Raw genomic sequence first — 19011 nt, 5'->3', positions numbered from 1 at the left:
GCATGAACTCAGCCAACCCTGGTCAGGAAAACCACAATGAAAGACTTCAAGGACAAGACCATCGTCATCACCGGAGCCGGCTCCGGCATGGGCCGCGCCTACGCGCTGGAGTTCGCCAGACTGGGCGCCCGGCTGGCGCTTAATGACTTCGATCCGGCCGGCCTGGCCGAGACGGTTGCCCTGCTCAAGGGCACGCCGGCCCGGGGCGTGTTCAGCCAGGTCTTTGATGTCGGGGACAAGGCCGCGATGAACACTTTTGCCGCCGAGGTACAGGCCGAACTGGGCAATGCCCACGTCATCATCAACAACGCCGGCGTGGGCGGCGGTGGAATGCCAGTTTGGGCGATGGAAGACCAGAGCTACGAGCGCACCCTGCAAATCAACTTCTTCGGCGTGGTCTACGGTACCCGCGCCTTCCTGCCGCAACTGCTGGCCAACGGCGAGGGCGCGATAGTCAACGTATCGAGTGTGTTCGGTCTGGTCGGCACACCGAATGCCTCGGACTACTGCGCCTCCAAGTTTGCCGTGCGGGGCTTTACCGAATCGCTGATGGTGGAACTGCAGGAAAGCCCGATCAGCGTGCATCTGGTGCATCCGGGCGGCATCAATACCAACATCGCCAAGGACTCGCCGAACGGTGAGGAATTCACCCGCAAGTACCTGAAGACTGATCCCGACGATGTGGCACGGGAGGTGATCGAGTGCATCCGTTCCGGCAAGCAGCGCCTGGTCCTCGGCTACCAGTCCCTGCCGCTCTGGCTGATGTCCTGGGGGGTGTCACTGGAGCGGCGCAATCGCCTGCTCTACGCCATGCTCAAGGGCATGCTTGATCCCAAACTGTACAGCGTGGCGCGGCGCAAGGCGCCGTAAACGCAGCCGCCCTTATCCAGCAGCCGCGTGGATATCGCCACCGCGCTGACCTTCACAACAAGGAGCACAGCATGATCAACCGCATCACCAACCCGGACCGCATCCAGCCGCGCGAGAACATCGACTTCAAGCTCGACAGCAGCATTCCGCGCTACTGGTACGACAACGACCCGTACAAGAGCCGCCTGATGGACGGCATGCAGTTGTACTTCCCCGATGGTGAGCGCTACTTCATCACCTGCGTGCGGCATTACCGCGAGCAGATCAGCGACCCGGTTCTGATCAAGCACGTCAAGGATTTCACCCGTCAGGAAGGCCAGCACGGTATCGCCCATACCCGCTTCAACAACCTGCTCAGGGAGCAGGGCCTGCCGGTGGACGAGCTGCTGGCCATGCAGAAAAAGCGCAACAGCTTCTGGCTGAAACACTTTTCCCCGGGTTTCAACTTGGCGCTGACGGCCGCCTTCGAACACTTCACCGCCCTGCTCGCCGAAGGCTTCTTCGCCCGCAAGGCGGTGATGGCCGGCGCCGACCCGCGTGTAAAGGCGCTGGTCGCCTGGCATGCGGTTGAGGAAATGGAACACAAGTCGGTGGTCTTCAATGTGATGACCACGGTGGCCAAGGTCAGCCACCTCAAGCGCTGCGCGGCGATGATCTATGCCACCCTGGACATCAGCTGGGAGACCTACCGCACCACCGACATCCTGCTCAAGGCCGACGGCTTCAGCTGGTGGCAGCGCAAACGCCTGCTGCTGAACCATCTCGGCTGGATGTATGGTCGCAACGGCGTATTCGGCTCTTTCAGCGCGCAGATCCTGGCCTACATGAAGCCGGGCTTTCACCCCGACGACATCCCGGTCGTGCACAACTACCCGGCCTGGATAAAGGCCTACGAGCGCACCGGCGATCCGGGGCAGGCGTGTGAGGCAATGGTGGCGGCGGCGCACTGAGCCGGTCGGGCCATCCGGCCCTGCACAACGGCGACCCGCGGGTTGCCGTTGTGCATTCAGCGGGTCTGCCGCTTCAGATCCAGGTGCTCGACCAGGACAGGCTCAGGGCCACAGTCAGGCAGGTGAAGCCGAACTGGTAGAAGAAACGGTTGATGCGCCGGGTCGGCTCGCCGGGCAGGCTTGCTGCATCCGCGCCGGAGTCCGCTGCTGTACCGCAAGCCAGCCGCAGGCGGGCCTCCTGCTCGCGCCAGCGGGTCGCCAGCAGCAGCCAGCTGCCAGCCACGGCAAAAAACAGCGCCAGCACATTCAGGCGCTGCGCCGAATCGCTCAGTGCCTGGGAAACCATCAGGTGCAACGACATCGAACCCCCCTGCTCCGCAACATCGGGATGGCACCAGCCAGGACGGCAGGCCGAAAAAGGCCGCGGAGTTTAACAAATGCCCTTGCCGGACTCGCACAGCGCCGGCCGTTTTGCGCCGCGACACAGTGTCACGCTGGCGGTTTGAACCGTTTGAGCAGCCGGCACGCAGGCGCTGCTGCAGATTTTTTTCCAGCGGCAGGCTCCAGCCCGACCAGCGGCTTGCGTTAGATTTCAGAAAATAGACTTATAGATCAGTCTATTACGTTACTTTATCAGGCTCGGAAAGGAGTCGCCGGTTGCATATGCAAAATAATTCTAAGCATAGAACGTAAAAATAGTTACGATTCCTCTTAATCGATTACCCTCCGGGGTATCCACGCGAGGAGTCCCGCCATGCAGCCACACGTTGAAGCCTTTTTCGATCCCGCCACCTACACCTACAGCTATGTGGTCAGCGATCCGTCGACCCGGCACTGCGCGATTATCGACTCGGTACTCGACTATGAGGCGGCATCCGGACGCACGTCGGTGAAGAACGCCGACCGCCTGATCGCCTATGTCCGCGAACAGGGCCTGCAGGTCGACTGGCTGCTGGAAACCCATGTGCACGCCGATCACCTGTCTGCGGCGCCCTACCTGAAGCGTGAACTGGGCGGGCAACTGGCCATCGGCGAGAACATCACCGTGGTGCAGGATACCTTCGGCAAGCTGTTCAATGCCGGCAGCGAATTCGCCACCGACGGCCGCCAGTTCGACCGCCTGCTCAAGGATGGCGACACGTTCATGGTCGGCTCTATCGAGGCGCGGGCGCTGCACACCCCGGGCCATACTCCGGCCTGCATGACCTACCTGATCGGCGATGCCGGCTTCGTCGGCGACACCCTGTTCATGCCCGACTACGGCACTGCCCGCTGTGACTTCCCGGGCGGTGATGCGCGGATCCTGTTCCAGTCGATTCGCAAGTTGTTCGCCCTGCCCGGGGATACCCGGCTGTTCATGTGTCATGACTACAAGGCGCCGGGACGCGACGACTACCGCTACCAGACCAGCGTGGCCGAGGAGCGTGCGCACAATGTGCATGTGCACGAGGGCATCAGCGAAGCGGATTTTGTGGCCATGCGCAGTGCGCGCGATGCCACCCTCGGCATGCCGATGCTGATCCTGCCGTCCGTGCAGGTGAACATGCGCGCCGGGCAAATGCCGCCCGCCGAAGACAACGGCACCCGCTACCTGAAAATCCCTCTCGACGTGCTCTGAGGCAATCACCATGGACTCGCTCAAGCGCCTGACCCCGTTCATCGCGGTCGCGGCCCAATTGCAACCTGCGGACATGGGCACCCTGGCCGCGGCCGGGTATCGCAGCGTGATCAACAACCGTCCGGATGGCGAGGGTGAGGGGCAGCCCGGCTCGGCCCAGATGCAGGCGGCGGCGCAGGCCAGCGGCCTGGACTACTACTATCTGCCGGTAATCTCCGGGCAGATAACCGATGGCGATGTCAGCGCCTTTGCCGAACTGCTCGGCCGCGTGCGCGGGCCGGTCCTGGCCTTCTGCCGCAGCGGCACGCGCTCTTCCAGCCTGTGGGCGCTCAGCGAGGCGCATCACCTTGACCCTCAGGTGCTGCTCGACACTGCCCGCGCAGCCGGCTATGACCTGGCCGGGCTGGCCGCGCGCCTGCAGCAGCGCTGGCAGCAGACCCCGCAGCTGCAGGCGCCCGCCAGTGCGGCCCCGACCCAGCGCTACGACGTGCTGGTCGTGGGGGGCGGTGCAGCCGGCTGTGCGGTAACCGCCAGCCTGTTGCGGCGCGATCCGCACCTGCGGATTGCCGTCATCGAACCGCGCGAACAGCATTACTACCAGCCGGGCTGGACCCTGGTCGGCGCCGGCATCTTCGATCGTGCGCGTACCGAGCGGCCGATGGCGCGCTGCATTCCCAAGGGGGCGCAATGGATACATGCGGCGGTCGCCGGATTCGAGCCCGAGCAACAACGGATCGTGCTGGAAGACGGCAATCGCCTCGGCTATCGCAGCCTGATCGTCTGCCCCGGACTGAGCCTGAACTGGGATGCCGTCGAAGGCCTCGGGGAGACCCTGGGCAAGCATGGCGTGACCTCCAACTATCAGTTCGAGCTGGCCCCCTACACCTGGCAGCAGGTGCAGAGCCTGCGCCGTGGCCGCGCCCTGTTCACCCAGCCCGCGATGCCGATCAAGTGTGCCGGCGCGCCGCAGAAGGCCATGTACCTGTCCTGCGACTGGTGGCGGCAGCAAGGGGTGCTGCCGGATATCGACGTGGAGTTCTGCTCGGCGGGTGCCGTGCTGTTTGGCGTGCCGACCTTCGTCCCGCCGCTGATGCGCTACGTCGAACGCTATGGCGCGCAGCTCAACTTCAATACCAGCCTGACTGCGGTTGATGGCCCGGCACGCAAGGCCTGGTTCAAGCAGGTCGACGCCCAGGGCAACACGCAGACAGTGGAGAAATCCTTCGACTTCCTGCATGCCGTGCCGCCCCAGCAGGCCCCGGAATTTATCCGGCAGAGCCCACTGGCCAATGCCGAGGGCTGGATCGAGGCCGATCACGAAACCCTGCGCCATCCGCGCTTTGGCAACATCTTCAGTCTCGGCGATGTGTGCGCCGCGCCGAACGCCAAGACCGCGGCGGCCGTGCGCAAGCAGGCACCGGTGGTGGCCGAGAACGTCATCGCCGTGCTGGCCGGCAAGGGTCCACGGGCGCTGTACGACGGTTACGGCTCCTGCCCGCTGACCGTGGAGCGCGGCAAGGTGGTGCTGGCGGAATTCGGCTACGGCGGCAAATTGCTGCCCAGCTTCCCGCTCGATCCGGCCATTCCGCGGCGCCTGGCCTGGGAACTCAAGGTGAAGCTGATGCCGAGCATCTACTTCGACATGATGCTGCGCGGCCATGAGTGGCTGGCCAAGCCCAAGCGCCTGCCGCATGAGCCGCTGCCAGTCGAAGCCCCGCCAGCCTGCGACTTTGGCAAGGAACCGAACCCATGAAGCTGCGCCACTGGTTGCCCTGCCTGGACTGGGGCAGCCGCTATAACCGGGCAACCGCCAGCCAGGATGGCCTGGCGGCCGTGATTGTCACCCTGATGCTGATCCCGCAGAGCCTGGCCTATGCCATGCTCGCCGGCCTGCCGCCGGTGACCGGGCTGTATGCCAGCATCCTGCCCCTGCTGGCCTACGCCCTGTTCGGCTCCAGTCGGGCACTGGCGGTCGGACCGGTGGCAGTGGTCTCGCTGATGACTGCGGCGGCGCTGGGGCCCTTGTTTCCCGAGGGTGGCGCGGCCTATGTCGGGGCCGCCATGCTGCTGGCCCTGCTTTCCGGGCTGATCCTCACCGGCATGGCGCTGTTGCGCCTGGGATTCCTCGCCAACTTCCTCAGCCACCCGGTGATTTCCGGCTTCATCAGTGCCTCCGGGCTGCTCATCGCCGTCGGCCAGCTCAAGCATGTTCTCGGCATCCAGGCCGGCGGCGAGAATCTGCTGCAGCTGCTCCCGGCGCTGTGGCGCGGGCTGCCACAGGTGCATGGCAGCACCCTGTTGATCGGCCTGCTCAGCCTGCTCTGGCTCTGGTGGGCGCGCGCCCGCCTGAAGCCGCTGCTGCAGCGCCTGGGCCTGTCCGCTGCGGCGGCCGGCAACCTGGCCAAGGCCGGGCCGGTGCTGGCGATCATCGTTGCCATCCTCGCCGTGTCGTGGCTGCAGCTGGAACAGGCGGGGGTCAAAGTGGTCGGCATCATTCCCCAGGGGTTGCCGGGGCTGAGCCTGCCTACCCTGGATCTGCAACTGGCGCTGCAGTTGCTGCCGGCCGCCCTGCTGATCAGCCTGGTGGGGTTCGTCGAATCGGTATCGGTGGGCCAGACCCTGGCCGCCAAGCGCCGCCAGCGCATCGAACCGGACAGCGAACTGCTGGGCCTCGGCGCGGCCAACCTGAGTGCGGCGTTCAGCGGCGGCTTCCCGGTTACCGGCGGCTTTGCCCGCTCGGTGGTCAACTACGACGCCGGCGCGCAGACGCCGATGGCCGGCGTGTTCACCGCCGTCGGCATCGGCCTCAGCGTGCTGCTGCTGACGCCGCTGCTGCACAACCTGCCGCAGGCGGTGCTGGCTGCCACCATCATCATCGCGGTGCTCAGCCTGGTCGATCTCGGCTCGCTGGGCCGCACCTGGCGCTATTCGCGCCAGGATGGCGCGGCGCAACTGGCCACCCTGCTCGGCGTACTGCTGATCGGCGTGGAAGTCGGCATCCTCCTGGGTGTCGGCCTGTCGCTGCTGCTGTTCCTCTGGCGTACCAGCCGCCCGCACATGGCGGTGGTCGGACAGGTACCCGGCAGCGAGCATTTTCGCAATGTCGAACGCTTTGCCGTGGTCGAAAGCCCCGCCGTGCTGTCGCTGCGGGTCGACGAGAGCCTGTACTTCCCCAATGCACGCTTTCTCGAGGAACGCATCAGCGAACTGATCGCGGCCAGGCCGCAAGTACGCCATCTGGTGCTGATGTGCCCGGGCGTGAACCTGATCGATGCCAGCGCCCTGGACTCGCTGGAGGCCATCGTCGAACGCCTGCAAACCTCCGGAGTGCAGTTGCACCTGTCGGAGGTCAAGGGACCGGTCATGGACCAGCTCAGGCGTTCGGACTTCCTCCAGCGCTTTGGCGGACAGGTATTCATCAGCCAGTACCAGGCCCTGAAGACGCTCGCCCCGCAAACCACCCTGGACTGCCTGGAACAGAAACACCCGCACCCTGTCCAGTTACCGCATCGGTAAGCCGGCCTGCCGGAACAGCACCCGGGACCTGGTTTGCGCCGCCCGGTGGGGCGTAGGGTGGGCGTAGGGTGGGCTTCAGCCCACCAATGCCAGACACGTTGTTTCGGTGGGCTGAAGCCCACCCTACGCCGCTCCTGCGACAAGTGCTCTGCAACCGATAACGCGTACATAGCCTAATCACCAGGCACCCGCAGCCACCGCGGCCCTGCCGGTGAATGAAGGCTGCCTACTGGCGCTGCTTGAAGAACTTGATCACCAGGCTGTCCAGCCAGCCCCACAGGCGCTGCTGCAGGCGTTCGCGCAGCGGCAGGTCGCGCCACTGCTGCAGGCTGGTCTCCGCACTGGCGGCGAAGTCGGTAGTGAAATGCGCCGCGACTGCCGCGCTGAACTGCGCATCGCGGGTTTCCAGGTTGGCGTCGAGGTTGAAGCGCAGGTTCCAGTGATCGAAGTTGCACGAGCCCAGGCTTACCCAGTCGTCCACCAGCACCAGCTTCAGGTGGGTAAAGCGCGGCTGGTACTCGAAGATGCGCACCCCGGCGCGCAGCAGGGCCGGGTAGAAGCGGCGCCCGGCATAGCGTACCGGATGGTTGTCGGTGTGCTGGCTGGTCAGCAGCAGGCGCACGTCCACCCCGCGCGACGCCGCCTTGCGCAAGGCGCGACGCACTTTCCAGGTCGGCAGGAAATACGGCGTGGCCAGCCAGATGCGCTGGCGGCCGGCCTTCAGCGCGCGCAGCAGCGACTGCAGGATGTCGCGGTGCTCGCGGGCGCTGGCATAGGCCACCCGCCCCCAGCCGGACCCCTGCCGCGGCAACGCCGGCAACTGCTGCCCGGTCGGCGCAGTAGGGATCTTCCAGGCTTTGGGCGCGGTGCAGGCCTGCCACTGCAGGTCGAACAGCAGCTGCCAGTCCGCCAGCAGCGGCCCGCGCTGCTCGACCATCACCTCGTGCCAGAGGCTCTGCGACTCACCCGGTTGCCAGAATTCGTCGGTGGCGCCGGCACCCCCGGTATAGGCCAGCCGGCCATCGACCAACAGCAGCTTGCGGTGATCGCGATACAGGTTGCGCAGGCCGGCGCGCCAGCTCAGCGGGTTGTAAAAGGCCAGGCTGATGCCGGCCTGCAGCAGGCGCTGCCGGTCACTCAGACTCAGCGCCTGGCTGCCGAAGTCGTCGAACAGGCAGCGCACCTGCACACCCCGTGCGGCAGCACCGACCAGGCCATCGAGCAGCGCGGTGGCGCAGGCGCCGCTGCTGACCAGGTACAACTCCAGGTCAACCCGCAGGCTGGCCTCAGCAATGGCGCGCAGCATGCGCGGGAAAAATTCCGGCCCGTCGACCAGCAAGGCAAACTGGTTGCCGGTGCGCCAGGGGTAGATTTCGTACATCAGCGCTGGCGCAGGATCAGTACGGCACTGACCGGCACCGACAGGCTGACGCTTTCCAGTCCGGCGCTCTGGCGCAGGCCTTCCAGCGCCGGGGCCAGGCCGAAGTCGGCGGCATCGATGAGCGCCGGGGTCAGCGTGACAATCTGGAAGCGGTGTTCATCCAGGCGGGTGACCAGCAGGTCGCTGCTGAAGGCCTGTTCCACCCCATGCAGGCTGAGGATGGCCGGCAGCTGGATTTCCATCTGCGCACCGGGGGCCAGGTTGGTGATCGGTTGCAGGTCGAGCTGGGCCGTCACTTCGGCGAAGGCAAAGCGCGACACCTCGAACAGCTCCTGGTGCAGGCGCTGGTCCTGCACCAGCACCCCGGTGCGCATGGAGTCCAGCTCGACTTGCAGGCGCACGGCGCCCTGCTCGTCGACAATGCCCTGCAGGCCGAAAAACCGGCCGACCTCGGCCTGCCGTGCGTCCTTGGTCGCAATGAAGGAAATCCGCGAGGATTCGGCGTCGACGCGCCACTCGGCAAGCAGCGGCCGGGCGAGCAACACTCCGAGCAGAAGAAGAATCAACCTGTGCATGGGTAAACCGTTCGGCGAGGATCCTGGGAAGGTATACAGCGGCGGCGGGCCACGGCCACGCGCCGGCACAACCTTAGCCTCCCCCGCCCGCTTTGCAAAGCCTGCCGCGGCGCAGCAACCGGTGCAGCGCGGGCAGGCCGGCCAGCTGGCCAGCCGGATTGTGCAGACAAAGGGGGGCGTTGGCGCAAAGCGCGGCGGATGGTGCATTGTTGCTCACGGACGCCGATGGCAACCTGATCCGCCTGCGCCCCTGGCCTTGAAATACACTGGCTGCCGCAGGCTCGCGAAGCGCCTGCAGGTCCGCTCTCAGTCACACCAGCAAGGAAACCACACACATGAAGCTCGGAAATCTGACGGCGCTGGGTACACTGCTGCTGGTCGCTGGGTGGTGGTGGATGGCGACCCCGCCCGCGCACCATCGCGTGCCTGACGTCATCCGCTTCGACAACCGCCTGACGACCGAAACCGCCGCAGTTGACCACTCGACGGACTTCGCCCGCGCGCTGCAGGTGCTGCCGTCGGACATGCCGGGGCATGATGATGTGGTATTCCTGCATGGCGGGCAGCAGGCGCTGGCCTCCGGCATGGACGGCAAGCTGTGGCGCTACGATTTCAAGCGCGGGCAGGCCGCAGTGTTCCTCGACACGCCGCTGATGGCGGCCGGCCTACACGAATCGCTAGGCGACCCGGACACCCTCTACTTCTGCGCCTCCCATCTGTGGGGTGACCACTACCCGGCCACCGAGCGGGTCGGCCTGTACCGGCTCAAGCTCTCGACCCGGGCACTGACCCCGGTGGTGCTCGATGTGCCCGACACCGGCAGCGACATCGGCCCGGCGAAGGTCTGGCCGCTGGACGACGCCAGCGCGCCGCGCCTGACGCCGGGCAGCCCGGAGGCACACAAGCGCCCGCTGGCCTTCTGCAACGACCTCGAGATCAGCGCGGATGGCCAGCGCATCTATTTCAGCGAGCCGTTCGCCTACGACGGCGCCTCGATGGGCGGCGGGACGGTGCCTGAGGTACTGGCCTACCAGGGCAACGGGCGGATCTGGCTCCACGACCTGGCGACCGGCGAAACCCGGCTGGTGGCCGCGGGCTATTTCTTCCCGGACGGCATCCTCTATGACCTGCACCCCGGACAGCCGCGCGAAACCTCGATCCTCACCAGCCAGACGGCCGGCTTCAGGATCACCCGCCTGTTCGTCGCCGGGCCGCGGGCCGGAACGGACGAAGTGGTGCTGGATGGCATGCCCGGCATGTGCGACGGCATGGACCGCGATGCCAGGGGGCGCATCTGGTGCGGCATGTACGCCAAGCGCAGCGCACTGATCAGCTGGCTGCACGAGCACCCCTGGCTCAAGCACATCCTGCTGCGCCTGCCGCTGAACTGGATGGACCAGCCAAAGGAGACCGGCGTGCTCGCCCTGTCGGCCGATGCCGCCACCCCCCTCTACAGTGCCTGGTACGAAGGCCCGAAGGCGGTGCATATCGCCTCGGCGATCCCCGGGCCAGACGGGCAGATCTATGTCACGCCGTTTGCCAGGGAACACCGGGGGCTGGTTCGCTTTGCCAATCCGCTGCCCTGAGCGGAGCAGCCCGCCGCGACCTGAGGACTACCGCTGCCAAGCCGGCCATGCAGGCCGGCCGAGCGGCACGGCCGCCGTCCTTCACTGCGGCAACGCATCGGCCTGATCGAGCAGGCGGCAGCCTTCCCGCGGGCCCAGCCAGGCAGCGGTATTGCTGCGCCCCAGGCCGCTGGCAGTTACCCGCTTGTGCGCCTGGTCGTCGAAAAAGCCGCTGAGCGGAACGTACTGTTTCGCGTAGCTCACGCAATAGTCGGCCGGGTTGTCCATCACGTAGCGGCAGGAGCAGTACTCCTTGGCCGTGTAGGCGCTGATGATGTCCGGGAAGGCAGCCAGGTGCGCCCGGTTCGGCCAGGCCAGGCCAAACAGCAGGACCAGGATGATGATCAGCAGGGTGAGCAGGTGATGGCGTTTCATGGTTGTACCTCGCCGGCAAAGGCGGCCAGCGCCCGCTTGAGGAATTCATTGTGCTGGTAGCTGTGGTCGCGGTCATCGGCATAGCGCACGATCACCAGGTTCTGTTCAGGCAACACATACAGGGACTGGCCCCAGTGCCCGAGCGCGGCAAAGGCGGTGGGCGGGACATCCGGCCACGGCTTGGGCGCCCCCTCGAAGGACAGGTTGAGCCACCACTGCCCGGCCGGCACGGCGTCATCGGGCTTCTCCGCCTTGAAGTCGGCGAACGGCGTCAGGCTGAAATCCACCCACGGCTTGGGTAGCAGCTGGCGGTCCTGCCAGCGCCCGCCGCGCTGCATCAGCAGGCCGACGCGGGCCAGGTCGCGAGCGCTCATGTAGGCATAGGAAGAGCCGACATAGGTGCCCTGCGGATCGCTTTCCCAGACCGCCGAAGTAATCCCCAGCGGCTGGAACAGGGCGGTCCACGGATAGTCCTTGTACGCTTCGGCGCCGACCATGCCTTTCAGCGCGGCAGCCAGCACGGTGCTGTCACCGCTGGAGTAGCGGAAGCGCGTACCGGGGGCGGCGCCCTGCTTGTGCGCGGCGGTAAAGGCGCCCATGTCCGCGTGGCCACGGGTATACAGCATGGCCACCACCGAGGAGCGCAGCGGCGCCAGTTCGTAGTCTTCCTGCCAGTCCAGGCCGGAGGCCCAGTTGAACAGGTGGCCGAGCTTGGTCTGCGGATGCGCGGCGAACGGCGGGTAGTATTTGGCCACCGGGTCGCTCAGCTGGAAGCGCCCTTCACCATAGGCCACGCCCATGATCGCCGACATCAGGCTCTTGCTCACCGACCAGGTCAGGTGCGGCGTGCCGGCCTTGGTCGGCCCGGCGTAGCGTTCGTAGACCAGCTGGCCGTCGCGAATCACCACCACCGCATCGGTGCGGATACCGGCCTGGGTCTGGTCATCGCGGGGCGGAAAGCTGTACGCCTCGAAGGCTTCGACAGCGGCACCGGCAGGCGTCGCAGCGCGCTCCCAGTCGGCGGCGGGCCAGGTTTCGGCCTGGGCAATGGCGGCAGTGGCACAGAGGCCGGCCATCAGGCTCAGGCGACGAAGAAATTGAATGGGCATTGGAGAGGCTCTTGCGAACAGAAGTGACGCAGCCTAGCACGCGGGATTTGTTTGCCGACAGTGCCGCAGCCGCCGGCTCAGTGCGCGGCCAACACCGGCAGCGCATGGCTCAGGTGCAGGCTGTTGACCGACAGCTGGACGGCATAGGCCAGCACCTGCACCCCGGCCTGGCGGGCTTCGGCCAGCGCCCGGGCATACTGCGGGTCGATTTCCGCCGCCGCGCGCACCGCTTCGACGCCGCTCAGGTTGACGCAATACAACTGCACCGCGCGTACCCCGTTGCGCGCCAGGCGGGTCAGCTCGCGCAGGTGCTTGCTGGCGCGTTCGCTGCGCGCATCGGGAAAGGCCGCCACCGGCGAGTCGGCAAAACCCAGGGTGACGCTCTTGACCTCGACAAACACCGGCCCGGCAGGAAACTCGAGGACGAAGTCGATCCGGCTGTTCTCCTCGCCAAAACGCACCTCGCGGCGCAGCGCGGTGAACCCGGCCAACTCGCCGATCACCCCGGCCAGCAGCGCTTCCTCGACCAGCGGATTGGCGCGCGCGGTATTGATGCAGGCCAGCCGCCCCTGCGGCGTCTGCGCCAGTTCCCAGGTGCCGGGCAGCTTGCGCTGCGGGTTGCTGGAGCGACTGAACCAGATGCGCCCGCCCGGACTCATGCAGTTGAGCATCGAACCGGTGTTGGGGCAGTGAAGGGTCAGCCGCTCACCGGCCGCGGTTTCGACATCGGCGAGGAAGCGCTTGTAGCGCTGCAGCAGGCGCGCCTCTTCCAGGGGCGGATCAAACTGCATCGGGCCGCCAGCTGCGCAGGCCGCGGGCAATCCGCGCCACCGCCTCCTCCAGGCGCGGCAGGCTCTGGGTATAGGCAAAGCGCACATGTCGGGCGGCCAGGTACTCGCCGAAATCCAGCCCCGGGGTGAAGGCGACGTACTCGGTTTCCAGGAAGTGCCGGCAGAACGCCTGGGCATCGCCGCCAAAGGCGGAGATGTCGGCATATAAATAGAAGGCCCCCTGCGGCTCGACGGCAATCCGGAAGCCGAGCTCGCGCAACGCCGGCAGCAGGTAATCCCGGCGCGCGGCAAATTCCTCCCGGCGCTGCTCAAGGATGGCCAGCGTGGCCGGCTCGAAGCAGGCCAGGGCGGCATGCTGGGCCATGCTCGGCGCGCTGATGTAGAGGTTCTGCGCGAGCTTTTCCAGATCCGCCACGGCATCCTCCGGCGCCACCAGCCAGCCCAGGCGCCAGCCGGTCATGCCGAAGTACTTGGAGAAACTGTTGAGCACGAAGGCGTTGTCATCCACTTCCAGCACGCTGGCGGCATCGCAGCCATAGGTCAGGCCGTGGTAGATCTCGTCCACCACCAGATGCCCGCCGCGCTGTTGCAGCGCCGCCGACAGCGCGGCCAGCTCCGCGCGGCCGAGCAGGGTGCCGGTCGGGTTGGCCGGCGAGGCCACCAGCGCGCCGACGCTGTCGGCGTTCCAGCACTGCGCGATCTTCTCCGGGGTGAGCTGGTAGCGCTCCGCCGCCCCCACCGGCACCAGCTGCGCCGAAGCCTCGACCAGGCGCAGGAAGTGACGGTTGCACGGGTAGCCCGGATCGGCCATCAGCCATTGCTTGCCCGGATCGACCAGCAGGCTGCAGGCCAGCAGCAAGGCGCCGGATCCGCCGGGGGTGATCAGGATGCGCGCGGGATCGATCGTCAACCGGTAGCGCTCGGCATAGAAGCCGGCCAGCGCCTCACGCAGTTGCGGCAAGCCGCGCGCCGCGGTGTAACGGGTATGCCCGGCGGCCAGCGCAGCCTGGCCGGCAGCAATGATCGGCGGCGCGGTGCTGAAGTCCGGCTCGCCGATTTCCAGATGGATCAGATCATGCCCGGCGGCCTGCAGTTCGTTGGCGCGGGCCAGCAGGGCCATGACATGAAACGGCTCGATGGCACGGCTGCGGGCACTGTATTGACGCGACATTGGCCTATCCTTGAAAGATTCAGGCGCCGATTCTACCCAAGCCGCTGCGGCACGACAGCAAGCACGACAGCCGGGAGTGGCGCTAAGCGATTCGATCTGCTAATTTCGCGCGCTTGCAAACGCAGGCCCCTCAATGGTTCTTGGGGAAAATCCTGCGCAGTGGAATAGAAAAAGTCAGAGGCGGTTATCCATGCCCACCAAAGCAAAACCCAAAAGCACTCACCTGACACCCGGTTTCCAGCCCTACAAAGAGAAAAAGGGCGAGGAGTACATGAGTGAAGAAATGCGTGCGCATTTCACTGACATCCTGCAGAAATGGAAGCTTGAGCTGATGCAGGAAGTTGACCGCACCGTGCATCACATGCAGGACGAAGCCGCCAACTTCCCCGATCCGGCCGACCGCGCCAGCCAGGAAGAAGAATTCAGCCTGGAACTGCGGGCCCGCGACCGCGAGCGCAAGCTGATCAAGAAGATCGACCAGACCCTGCAACTGGTGGAAGACAACGAATACGGCTGGTGTGATTCCTGCGGTGTCGAGATCGGCATCCGCCGGCTGGAAGCCCGCCCGACCGCGACCATGTGCATCGACTGCAAGACGCTGGCGGAAATCAAAGAGAAACAGCTGGGTTCCTGACCCACCCACGGGGCGCTTCGGCGCCCCGTTTTGTTTATGGGCATGCCCGATGAATATGCCTTGCCAGTTTGATTCCGTGATCAGGCCCAAGCTGTCGTGCAAATGCGTTTTGCTCTGCTCGGCACCCGGCTACCGGTTGCGCCTTGCACGGCGCCTCACTTTCTCTTTGCTTACTTTCTCTTTGCGCAAACAAAGAAAAGTAAGGCGCCCAGCAGGGCGAAACCTTGACTGCCTGACACAACCAATAATGATCCTGCGCACAAAACACATGGAGCAGGGGCGCCTTCGTCCATGACCCAGCCCCCTTATATCGGCCGCTTCGCCCCCACCCCCAGCGGCTATCTGCACTTCGGTTCGCTGGTGGCGGCCCTCGCCTCCTACCTGGACGCGCGCAGCGCCGGCGGGCGCTGGCTGCTGCGCATGGAGGACCTCGATCCGCCGCGCGAGATTCCCGGCGCCCAGGCAGAAATCCTGCGCAGCCTGGAAGCCTACGGCTTCGCCTGGGATGGCCCGGTGATCCGCCAGAGCGAGCGTCACGAAGCCTACGCGCAAGTCGTCGAGCGCCTGCTGGCACAAGGGCTGGCTTACGCGTGCACCTGCTCGCGCAAGCAACTGGAAGCCTATGGCGGCATCTATCCGGGCACCTGCCGCAATGCCCTGCACCCAACCCGCGACGCCGCCATCCGCATCCGCGTGCCGCAGCTGGAATACCGCTTTGTCGATCGCGTGCAGGGCGAGTTCCTCCAGCACCTCGGGCGTGAGGTGGGCGATTTCGTGATTCGCCGGCGCGACGGATTGTTCGCCTATCAGCTGGCGGTGGTGCTCGACGATGCCTGGCAGGGCATTACCGACGTGGTGCGCGGCGCCGACCTGCTCGACTCGACCCCGCGCCAGCTCTACCTGCAGGAACTGCTGGGATTGCCGCAACCGCGCTACCTGCATGTGCCGCTGATCGTGCAGGCAGATGGCAGCAAGCTGGGCAAGTCCTACCGCTCCCCGGCACTCCCCGCCGACCAGGCCAGCCGCCAGCTATGCCGGGCCTTGCGCGCTCTCGGCCAGCAACCACCGGTTGCACTGCAGGCAGCAACCCCCCGCGCAGTACTCGACTGGGGCTGCGCGCACTGGCAGGCAGAGGCCATACCGCGCTGCCGCAGCCTGCTGGAAAGCCAGCTGCCCTGAGGCCCCCGGCCAGGCGGTGCGCTTCTGGCTTGTGCCCTGCCCCTCCGCTACCATCGACCTACCACCCATTCGAGACCCTCCATGCAAATCTACCGACTGGTACTGCTACTGGTAGTGGGGATCTATCTGTTTTCCCCGGCCATCATGGCCTGGTGGGTAAACACCGAGAGCGTCTGGTATCGCCCCTATGTGCTATGGCTGATCCTGATCCTGGTGACCTTCCTGCTGCAGAGCCAGAAAGATGCCGATGAGCTTTAGCTTCAGCCAGCTGCTGCTGGTGAGTGTCAGTTACCTGCTCGTGCTGTTCGGCGTGGCCTGGCTCAGCGAGCGCGGCTTCGTGCCGCAAAAGCTCGTGCAGCATCCGGCCATCTACACCCTGTCACTGGGTGTCTACGCCAGCGCCTGGGCGTTTTACGGCACGGTCGGGCTGGCCCATCAGTATGGCTATGGCTTTCTTGCCTATTACCTGGGTATTGCCGGTGCCTTCATGCTGGCGCCGGTACTCTTGCAGCCGATCCTGCGCATCACCCGTACCTACCAGCTGTCATCGCTGGCCGACCTGTTCGCCTTTCGCTTCCGCAGCACCTGGGCCGGCGCGCTGACCACCCTGTTCACCCTGATCGGGGTACTGCCGCTGCTTGCCCTGCAGATCAAGGCGGTCGCCGACAGCATCGGCATCCTTACCCTGGAGCCGGTGCAACACCAGGTTGCGCTGGCCTTCTGCGCGTTGATCGCGCTGTTCACCATTCTGTTTGGCGCCCGCCACATTGCCGCGCGAGAAAAACATACCGGGCTGGTGTTCGCGATTGCCTTCGAATCAGTGGTCAAGCTGATCGCTATCGGTGCCATTGCCTTGTATGCCATCTACGGCGTTTTCGGCAGCCCACAGCAACTCGAGGTCTGGCTGGAAATCAACTCCAGCGCGCTGAACAACCTGCGCACGCCGCTCGAGGAGGGTCCCTGGCGCACACTGCTGCTGGTGTTCTTCGCCTCCGCCATCGTCATGCCGCACATGTACCACATGAGCTTCAGCGAGAACCTCAACCCGCGCGCGCTGGCCACCGCCAGCTGGGGGTTGCCGCTGTTTCTGCTGCTGATGGCTCTGGCGGTCCCGCCGATCCTCTGGGCCGGCCTGCACCTGCAGGTGGACACCACCCCGGAATATTTCGCTCTCGGCATCAGCATGGCCTCGCAGAGCAAGCTGCTGACCCTGCTCGCCTATGTCGGCGGCCTGTCCGCAGCCAGCGGGCTGATCATCGTCACCACCCTGGCCCTCTCCGGCATGGCCCTCAACCACCTGGTCCTGCCGCTGTACCAACCCCCGGCCGATGGCAACATCTACCGCTGGCTGAAATGGATTCGCCGCTCGCTGATCATCGCCATCATCCTGGCCAGCTATGCGTTCTACCTGCTGTTCAACAACCAGCAGGCCCTCAGCGCGCTGGGCCTGACCGCATTCATCGCCACCCTGCAGTTCCTCCCCGGCGCGCTGGCCGTCCTCTACTGGCAGGCTGCCAACTGCCGTGGCTTCATCAGCGGCCTGCTGACCGGCATGGGCATCTGGCTGGCCGGCAATCTGCTGCCGCTGTTCGGCCAGTTCGACAACCTCTGGCTGGCCCTGATCGATGTCCAGCCGACCCTCAACGATGACAACTGGCATCTGGCCGCCATTGGCTCGCTGCTGGCCAACGTGCTGGTCTTCAGTCTGGTCTCGCTGTTCAGCAAAACCAGTCCGGAAGAGGTCAGTGCCGCGGCAGCCTGCACCGTGAACAATGTCAGCCGGCCGCAACGACGTGAACTGCAGGCCATGACCCCCCAGGAGTTCGCCACCGAACTGGCCAAGCCGCTCGGCGCGATCACCGCGCAACGCGAAGTCGAGCAGGCCCTGCGCGACCTGCACCTGCCTTTCGACGAGAGCCGACCCTATGCCCTGCGCCGGCTGCGCGACCGCCTTGAGGCCAATCTTTCCGGGCTGATGGGTCCCAGCGTGGCCCAGGACATGATCAAGACCTTCCTGCCCTACAAGAGCGGCAGCGAAGGCTCCGCCAGCGAAGACATCCAGTTCATCGAGAACCGCCTGGAGGACTACCGTTCCCGCCTGACCGGCCTGGCCGCCGAGCTGGACGCCCTGCGCCGCTATCACCGCCAGACCCTGCAGGAGCTCCCGCTGGGCGTCTGCTCGCTGGCCCGCGACCAGGAAATCCTCATGTGGAACCGCGCCATGGAGGAGCTCACGCAGATTCCGGCGCGCAGCGTGGTCGGCTCGCGCCTGGACACCATCGCCGAACCCTGGCGCAGCCTGCTGCAGTGCTTCGTCGAGCTGCGGGTCGAACACCTGCACAAGCAGCGCCTGGAGATGCACGGGCAGATTCGCTGGCTGAACCTGCGCAAGGCGGCGATCAACGAACCGCTGGCGCCGGACAACAGCGGCCTGGTGATCCTCCTCGAAGACCTCACCGATACCCAGCTGCTCGAAGACAAGCTGGTGCACTCCGAACGCCTGGCCTCGATCGGCCGCCTGGCCGCCGGCGTGGCCCACGAGATCGGCAACCCGGTCACCGGTATCGCCTGCCTGGCGCAGAACCTGCGCTATGAGCATGAGGAAGATGCCGAAGTGACCGACATCAGCAGCCAGATCATCGAGCAGACCAAGCGCATCTCGCGGATCGTGCAGTCGCTGATGAGTTTCGCCCATGCCGGCCCGCAGCAGCAGGTATTCGAGCCGGTCTGCCTGGCGGATGTCGCCCGCGATGCGATTGCCCTGCTGTCGCTGAATCGTGAAGGGGTGGATGTCGAGTTCTTCAACCTGTGCGATCCCGGCCACCTAGTCAAGGGTGACCCGCAGCGTATCGCGCAGATCCTCATCAACCTGCTGAGCAATGCCCGCGATGCCTCCTTTGCCGGCGGAGCGATCCGCGTCAGCACCCGGGCGCTGGAGCACCAGATCGAGCTGAGCGTGGAAGACGAAGGCAGCGGCATCCCCAAAGCCATTGCCGGGCGCCTGTTCGAACCGTTTTTCACCACCAAGGATCCGGGCAAGGGCACCGGCCTGGGTCTCGCTCTGGTCTATTCGATTGTGGAAGAGCATTATGGCCAGATTGCCATCGACAGCCCGGCAGACGCTCTAAAGCAACGCGGCACGCGCGTTCGCGTGACCCTGCCCAGGCATGCTGGCCCCGGGTTACCAGCCGACCCGGACTGACATACTGCAACCATG

Annotated in this window: 17 protein-coding genes; 10 read left to right on the top strand and 7 right to left on the bottom strand. The window is 65.6% G+C overall.

The genetic code is table 11. From position 1 onward, the window contains the following. The first annotated feature begins 36 nt into the window (after positions 1-36). Positions 37-870: an SDR family NAD(P)-dependent oxidoreductase gene (locus ISX93_RS05930; RefSeq protein WP_195777795.1), complete on the top strand. Its 834-nt coding sequence runs from the start codon at positions 37-39 to the stop codon at positions 868-870. A gap of 71 nt (positions 871-941) precedes the next feature. Beyond that, on the top strand, positions 942-1820 hold the full coding sequence (locus tag ISX93_RS05925; protein WP_195777794.1) for a metal-dependent hydrolase: 879 nt from the start codon (positions 942-944) through the stop codon (positions 1818-1820). Between the two features lie 73 nt (positions 1821-1893). Here ISX93_RS05925 and ISX93_RS05920 read toward each other — a convergent pair whose 3' ends face one another. Continuing rightward, positions 1894-2181 carry a hypothetical protein gene (locus ISX93_RS05920; protein ID WP_195777793.1) on the bottom strand — a complete coding sequence of 96 codons (288 nt, stop codon included), beginning with the start codon at positions 2179-2181 and terminating at the stop codon, positions 1894-1896. 393 nt (positions 2182-2574) lie between these two features. On the opposite strand from ISX93_RS05920, the gene ISX93_RS05915 reads away from it, so the two are divergent. The 3 genes from ISX93_RS05915 to ISX93_RS05905 are packed head-to-tail and all read left to right on the top strand — an operon-like array spanning position 2575 to position 6954. Further along, positions 2575-3438 (top strand): MBL fold metallo-hydrolase, encoded by an 864-nt coding sequence (locus ISX93_RS05915; RefSeq protein ID WP_195777792.1) that lies wholly within the window; start codon positions 2575-2577, stop codon positions 3436-3438. Between the two features lie 10 nt (positions 3439-3448). Beyond that, positions 3449-5191 (top strand): bifunctional protein tyrosine phosphatase family protein/NAD(P)/FAD-dependent oxidoreductase, encoded by a 1743-nt coding sequence (locus tag ISX93_RS05910; protein WP_195777791.1) that lies wholly within the window; start codon positions 3449-3451, stop codon positions 5189-5191. Next, the gene (locus tag ISX93_RS05905) at positions 5188-6954 is read left to right on the top strand and encodes a SulP family inorganic anion transporter (protein WP_195777790.1); all 1767 of its coding nucleotides are present in this window, start codon (positions 5188-5190) and stop codon (positions 6952-6954) included. Before ISX93_RS05910 ends, ISX93_RS05905 begins: the two co-directional genes overlap by 4 nt. 226 nt (positions 6955-7180) lie before the next feature. On the opposite strand, the gene ISX93_RS05900 is transcribed toward ISX93_RS05905, so the two are convergent. Next, complete coding sequence (locus ISX93_RS05900; protein ID WP_374987652.1) at positions 7181-8335, bottom strand: phospholipase D-like domain-containing protein; 1155 nt, start codon at positions 8333-8335, stop codon at positions 7181-7183. Beyond that, entirely contained in the window at positions 8335-8910 is a 576-nt protein-coding gene (locus ISX93_RS05895; protein WP_195777789.1) for a YceI family protein, read from the bottom strand. Before ISX93_RS05895 ends, ISX93_RS05900 begins: the two co-directional genes overlap by 1 nt. A 335-nt stretch (positions 8911-9245) precedes the next feature. On the opposite strand from ISX93_RS05895, the gene ISX93_RS05890 reads away from it, so the two are divergent. Next, positions 9246-10496 carry an SMP-30/gluconolactonase/LRE family protein gene (locus ISX93_RS05890; protein ID WP_195777788.1) on the top strand — a complete coding sequence of 417 codons (1251 nt, stop codon included), beginning with the start codon at positions 9246-9248 and terminating at the stop codon, positions 10494-10496. A gap of 81 nt (positions 10497-10577) precedes the next feature. Here ISX93_RS05890 and ISX93_RS05885 read toward each other — a convergent pair whose 3' ends face one another. From ISX93_RS05885 to ISX93_RS05870, 4 genes are all read right to left on the bottom strand, one after another. Further along, a complete protein-coding gene (locus ISX93_RS05885; RefSeq protein ID WP_195777787.1) occupies positions 10578-10910 on the bottom strand; it encodes an amidase in 333 nt (110 codons plus the stop codon). Continuing rightward, positions 10907-12019 (bottom strand): serine hydrolase domain-containing protein, encoded by a 1113-nt coding sequence (locus tag ISX93_RS05880; RefSeq protein WP_195777786.1) that lies wholly within the window; start codon positions 12017-12019, stop codon positions 10907-10909. The genes ISX93_RS05885 and ISX93_RS05880 overlap by 4 nt, the downstream gene beginning before the upstream one ends. Positions 12020-12096: 77 nt before the next feature. Further along, complete coding sequence (gene sfsA / locus ISX93_RS05875; protein WP_195777785.1) at positions 12097-12810, bottom strand: DNA/RNA nuclease SfsA; 714 nt, start codon at positions 12808-12810, stop codon at positions 12097-12099. After that, positions 12800-13981 (bottom strand): pyridoxal phosphate-dependent aminotransferase, encoded by a 1182-nt coding sequence (locus ISX93_RS05870; protein ID WP_195777784.1) that lies wholly within the window; start codon positions 13979-13981, stop codon positions 12800-12802. The genes sfsA and ISX93_RS05870 overlap by 11 nt, the downstream gene beginning before the upstream one ends. 190 nt (positions 13982-14171) lie before the next feature. On the opposite strand from ISX93_RS05870, the gene dksA reads away from it, so the two are divergent. The 4 genes from dksA to ISX93_RS05850 all read left to right on the top strand — a co-directional run bounded on the left by dksA (position 14172) and on the right by ISX93_RS05850 (position 18996). Then, on the top strand, positions 14172-14615 hold the full coding sequence (gene dksA, locus ISX93_RS05865) for an RNA polymerase-binding protein DksA (RefSeq protein WP_195777783.1): 444 nt from the start codon (positions 14172-14174) through the stop codon (positions 14613-14615). 291 nt (positions 14616-14906) lie between these two features. Next, on the top strand, positions 14907-15794 hold the full coding sequence (gene gluQRS, locus ISX93_RS05860) for a tRNA glutamyl-Q(34) synthetase GluQRS (RefSeq protein ID WP_195777782.1): 888 nt from the start codon (positions 14907-14909) through the stop codon (positions 15792-15794). Positions 15795-15875: 81 nt separating this feature from the next. After that, positions 15876-16052, top strand: coding sequence for a hypothetical protein (locus ISX93_RS05855; protein ID WP_195777781.1), 177 nt, complete (start codon positions 15876-15878; stop codon positions 16050-16052). Then, positions 16036-18996 carry a sensor histidine kinase gene (locus tag ISX93_RS05850; protein ID WP_195777780.1) on the top strand — a complete coding sequence of 987 codons (2961 nt, stop codon included), beginning with the start codon at positions 16036-16038 and terminating at the stop codon, positions 18994-18996. The genes ISX93_RS05855 and ISX93_RS05850 overlap by 17 nt, the downstream gene beginning before the upstream one ends. The last annotated feature ends 15 nt before the right edge of the window (positions 18997-19011 follow it).

Source organism: Pseudomonas sp. N040, assembly GCF_015637705.1.
Classification (GTDB): domain Bacteria; phylum Pseudomonadota; class Gammaproteobacteria; order Pseudomonadales; family Pseudomonadaceae; genus Aquipseudomonas.
The sequence above is the reverse complement of the archived record's forward strand: the minus strand, read 5'-3'. Positions and strand labels throughout refer to the sequence as shown.

Excerpts from the sequence above, each read along its gene's own strand:
- ISX93_RS05890 (WP_195777788.1), top strand. The coding sequence starts at position 9,246 with ATGAAGCTCGGAAATCTGACGGCGCTGGGTACACTGCTGCTGGTCGCT.
- sfsA (WP_195777785.1), bottom strand. The coding sequence starts at position 12,810 with ATGCAGTTTGATCCGCCCCTGGAAGAGGCGCGCCTGCTGCAGCGCTAC.
- ISX93_RS05850 (WP_195777780.1), top strand. The coding sequence starts at position 16,036 with ATGCCGATGAGCTTTAGCTTCAGCCAGCTGCTGCTGGTGAGTGTCAGT.
- ISX93_RS05885 (WP_195777787.1), bottom strand. The coding sequence starts at position 10,910 with ATGAAACGCCATCACCTGCTCACCCTGCTGATCATCATCCTGGTCCTG.
- dksA (WP_195777783.1), top strand. The coding sequence starts at position 14,172 with ATGCCCACCAAAGCAAAACCCAAAAGCACTCACCTGACACCCGGTTTC.
- ISX93_RS05895 (WP_195777789.1), bottom strand. The coding sequence starts at position 8,910 with ATGCACAGGTTGATTCTTCTTCTGCTCGGAGTGTTGCTCGCCCGGCCG.
- ISX93_RS05880 (WP_195777786.1), bottom strand. The coding sequence starts at position 12,019 with ATGCCCATTCAATTTCTTCGTCGCCTGAGCCTGATGGCCGGCCTCTGT.
- ISX93_RS05930 (WP_195777795.1), top strand. The coding sequence starts at position 37 with ATGAAAGACTTCAAGGACAAGACCATCGTCATCACCGGAGCCGGCTCC.
- ISX93_RS05870 (WP_195777784.1), bottom strand. The coding sequence starts at position 13,981 with ATGTCGCGTCAATACAGTGCCCGCAGCCGTGCCATCGAGCCGTTTCAT.
- ISX93_RS05915 (WP_195777792.1), top strand. The coding sequence starts at position 2,575 with ATGCAGCCACACGTTGAAGCCTTTTTCGATCCCGCCACCTACACCTAC.
- ISX93_RS05920 (WP_195777793.1), bottom strand. The coding sequence starts at position 2,181 with ATGTCGTTGCACCTGATGGTTTCCCAGGCACTGAGCGATTCGGCGCAG.
- ISX93_RS05910 (WP_195777791.1), top strand. The coding sequence starts at position 3,449 with ATGGACTCGCTCAAGCGCCTGACCCCGTTCATCGCGGTCGCGGCCCAA.
- gluQRS (WP_195777782.1), top strand. The coding sequence starts at position 14,907 with ATGACCCAGCCCCCTTATATCGGCCGCTTCGCCCCCACCCCCAGCGGC.
- ISX93_RS05925 (WP_195777794.1), top strand. The coding sequence starts at position 942 with ATGATCAACCGCATCACCAACCCGGACCGCATCCAGCCGCGCGAGAAC.
- ISX93_RS05855 (WP_195777781.1), top strand. The coding sequence starts at position 15,876 with ATGCAAATCTACCGACTGGTACTGCTACTGGTAGTGGGGATCTATCTG.
- ISX93_RS05905 (WP_195777790.1), top strand. The coding sequence starts at position 5,188 with ATGAAGCTGCGCCACTGGTTGCCCTGCCTGGACTGGGGCAGCCGCTAT.
- ISX93_RS05900 (WP_374987652.1), bottom strand. The coding sequence starts at position 8,335 with ATGTACGAAATCTACCCCTGGCGCACCGGCAACCAGTTTGCCTTGCTG.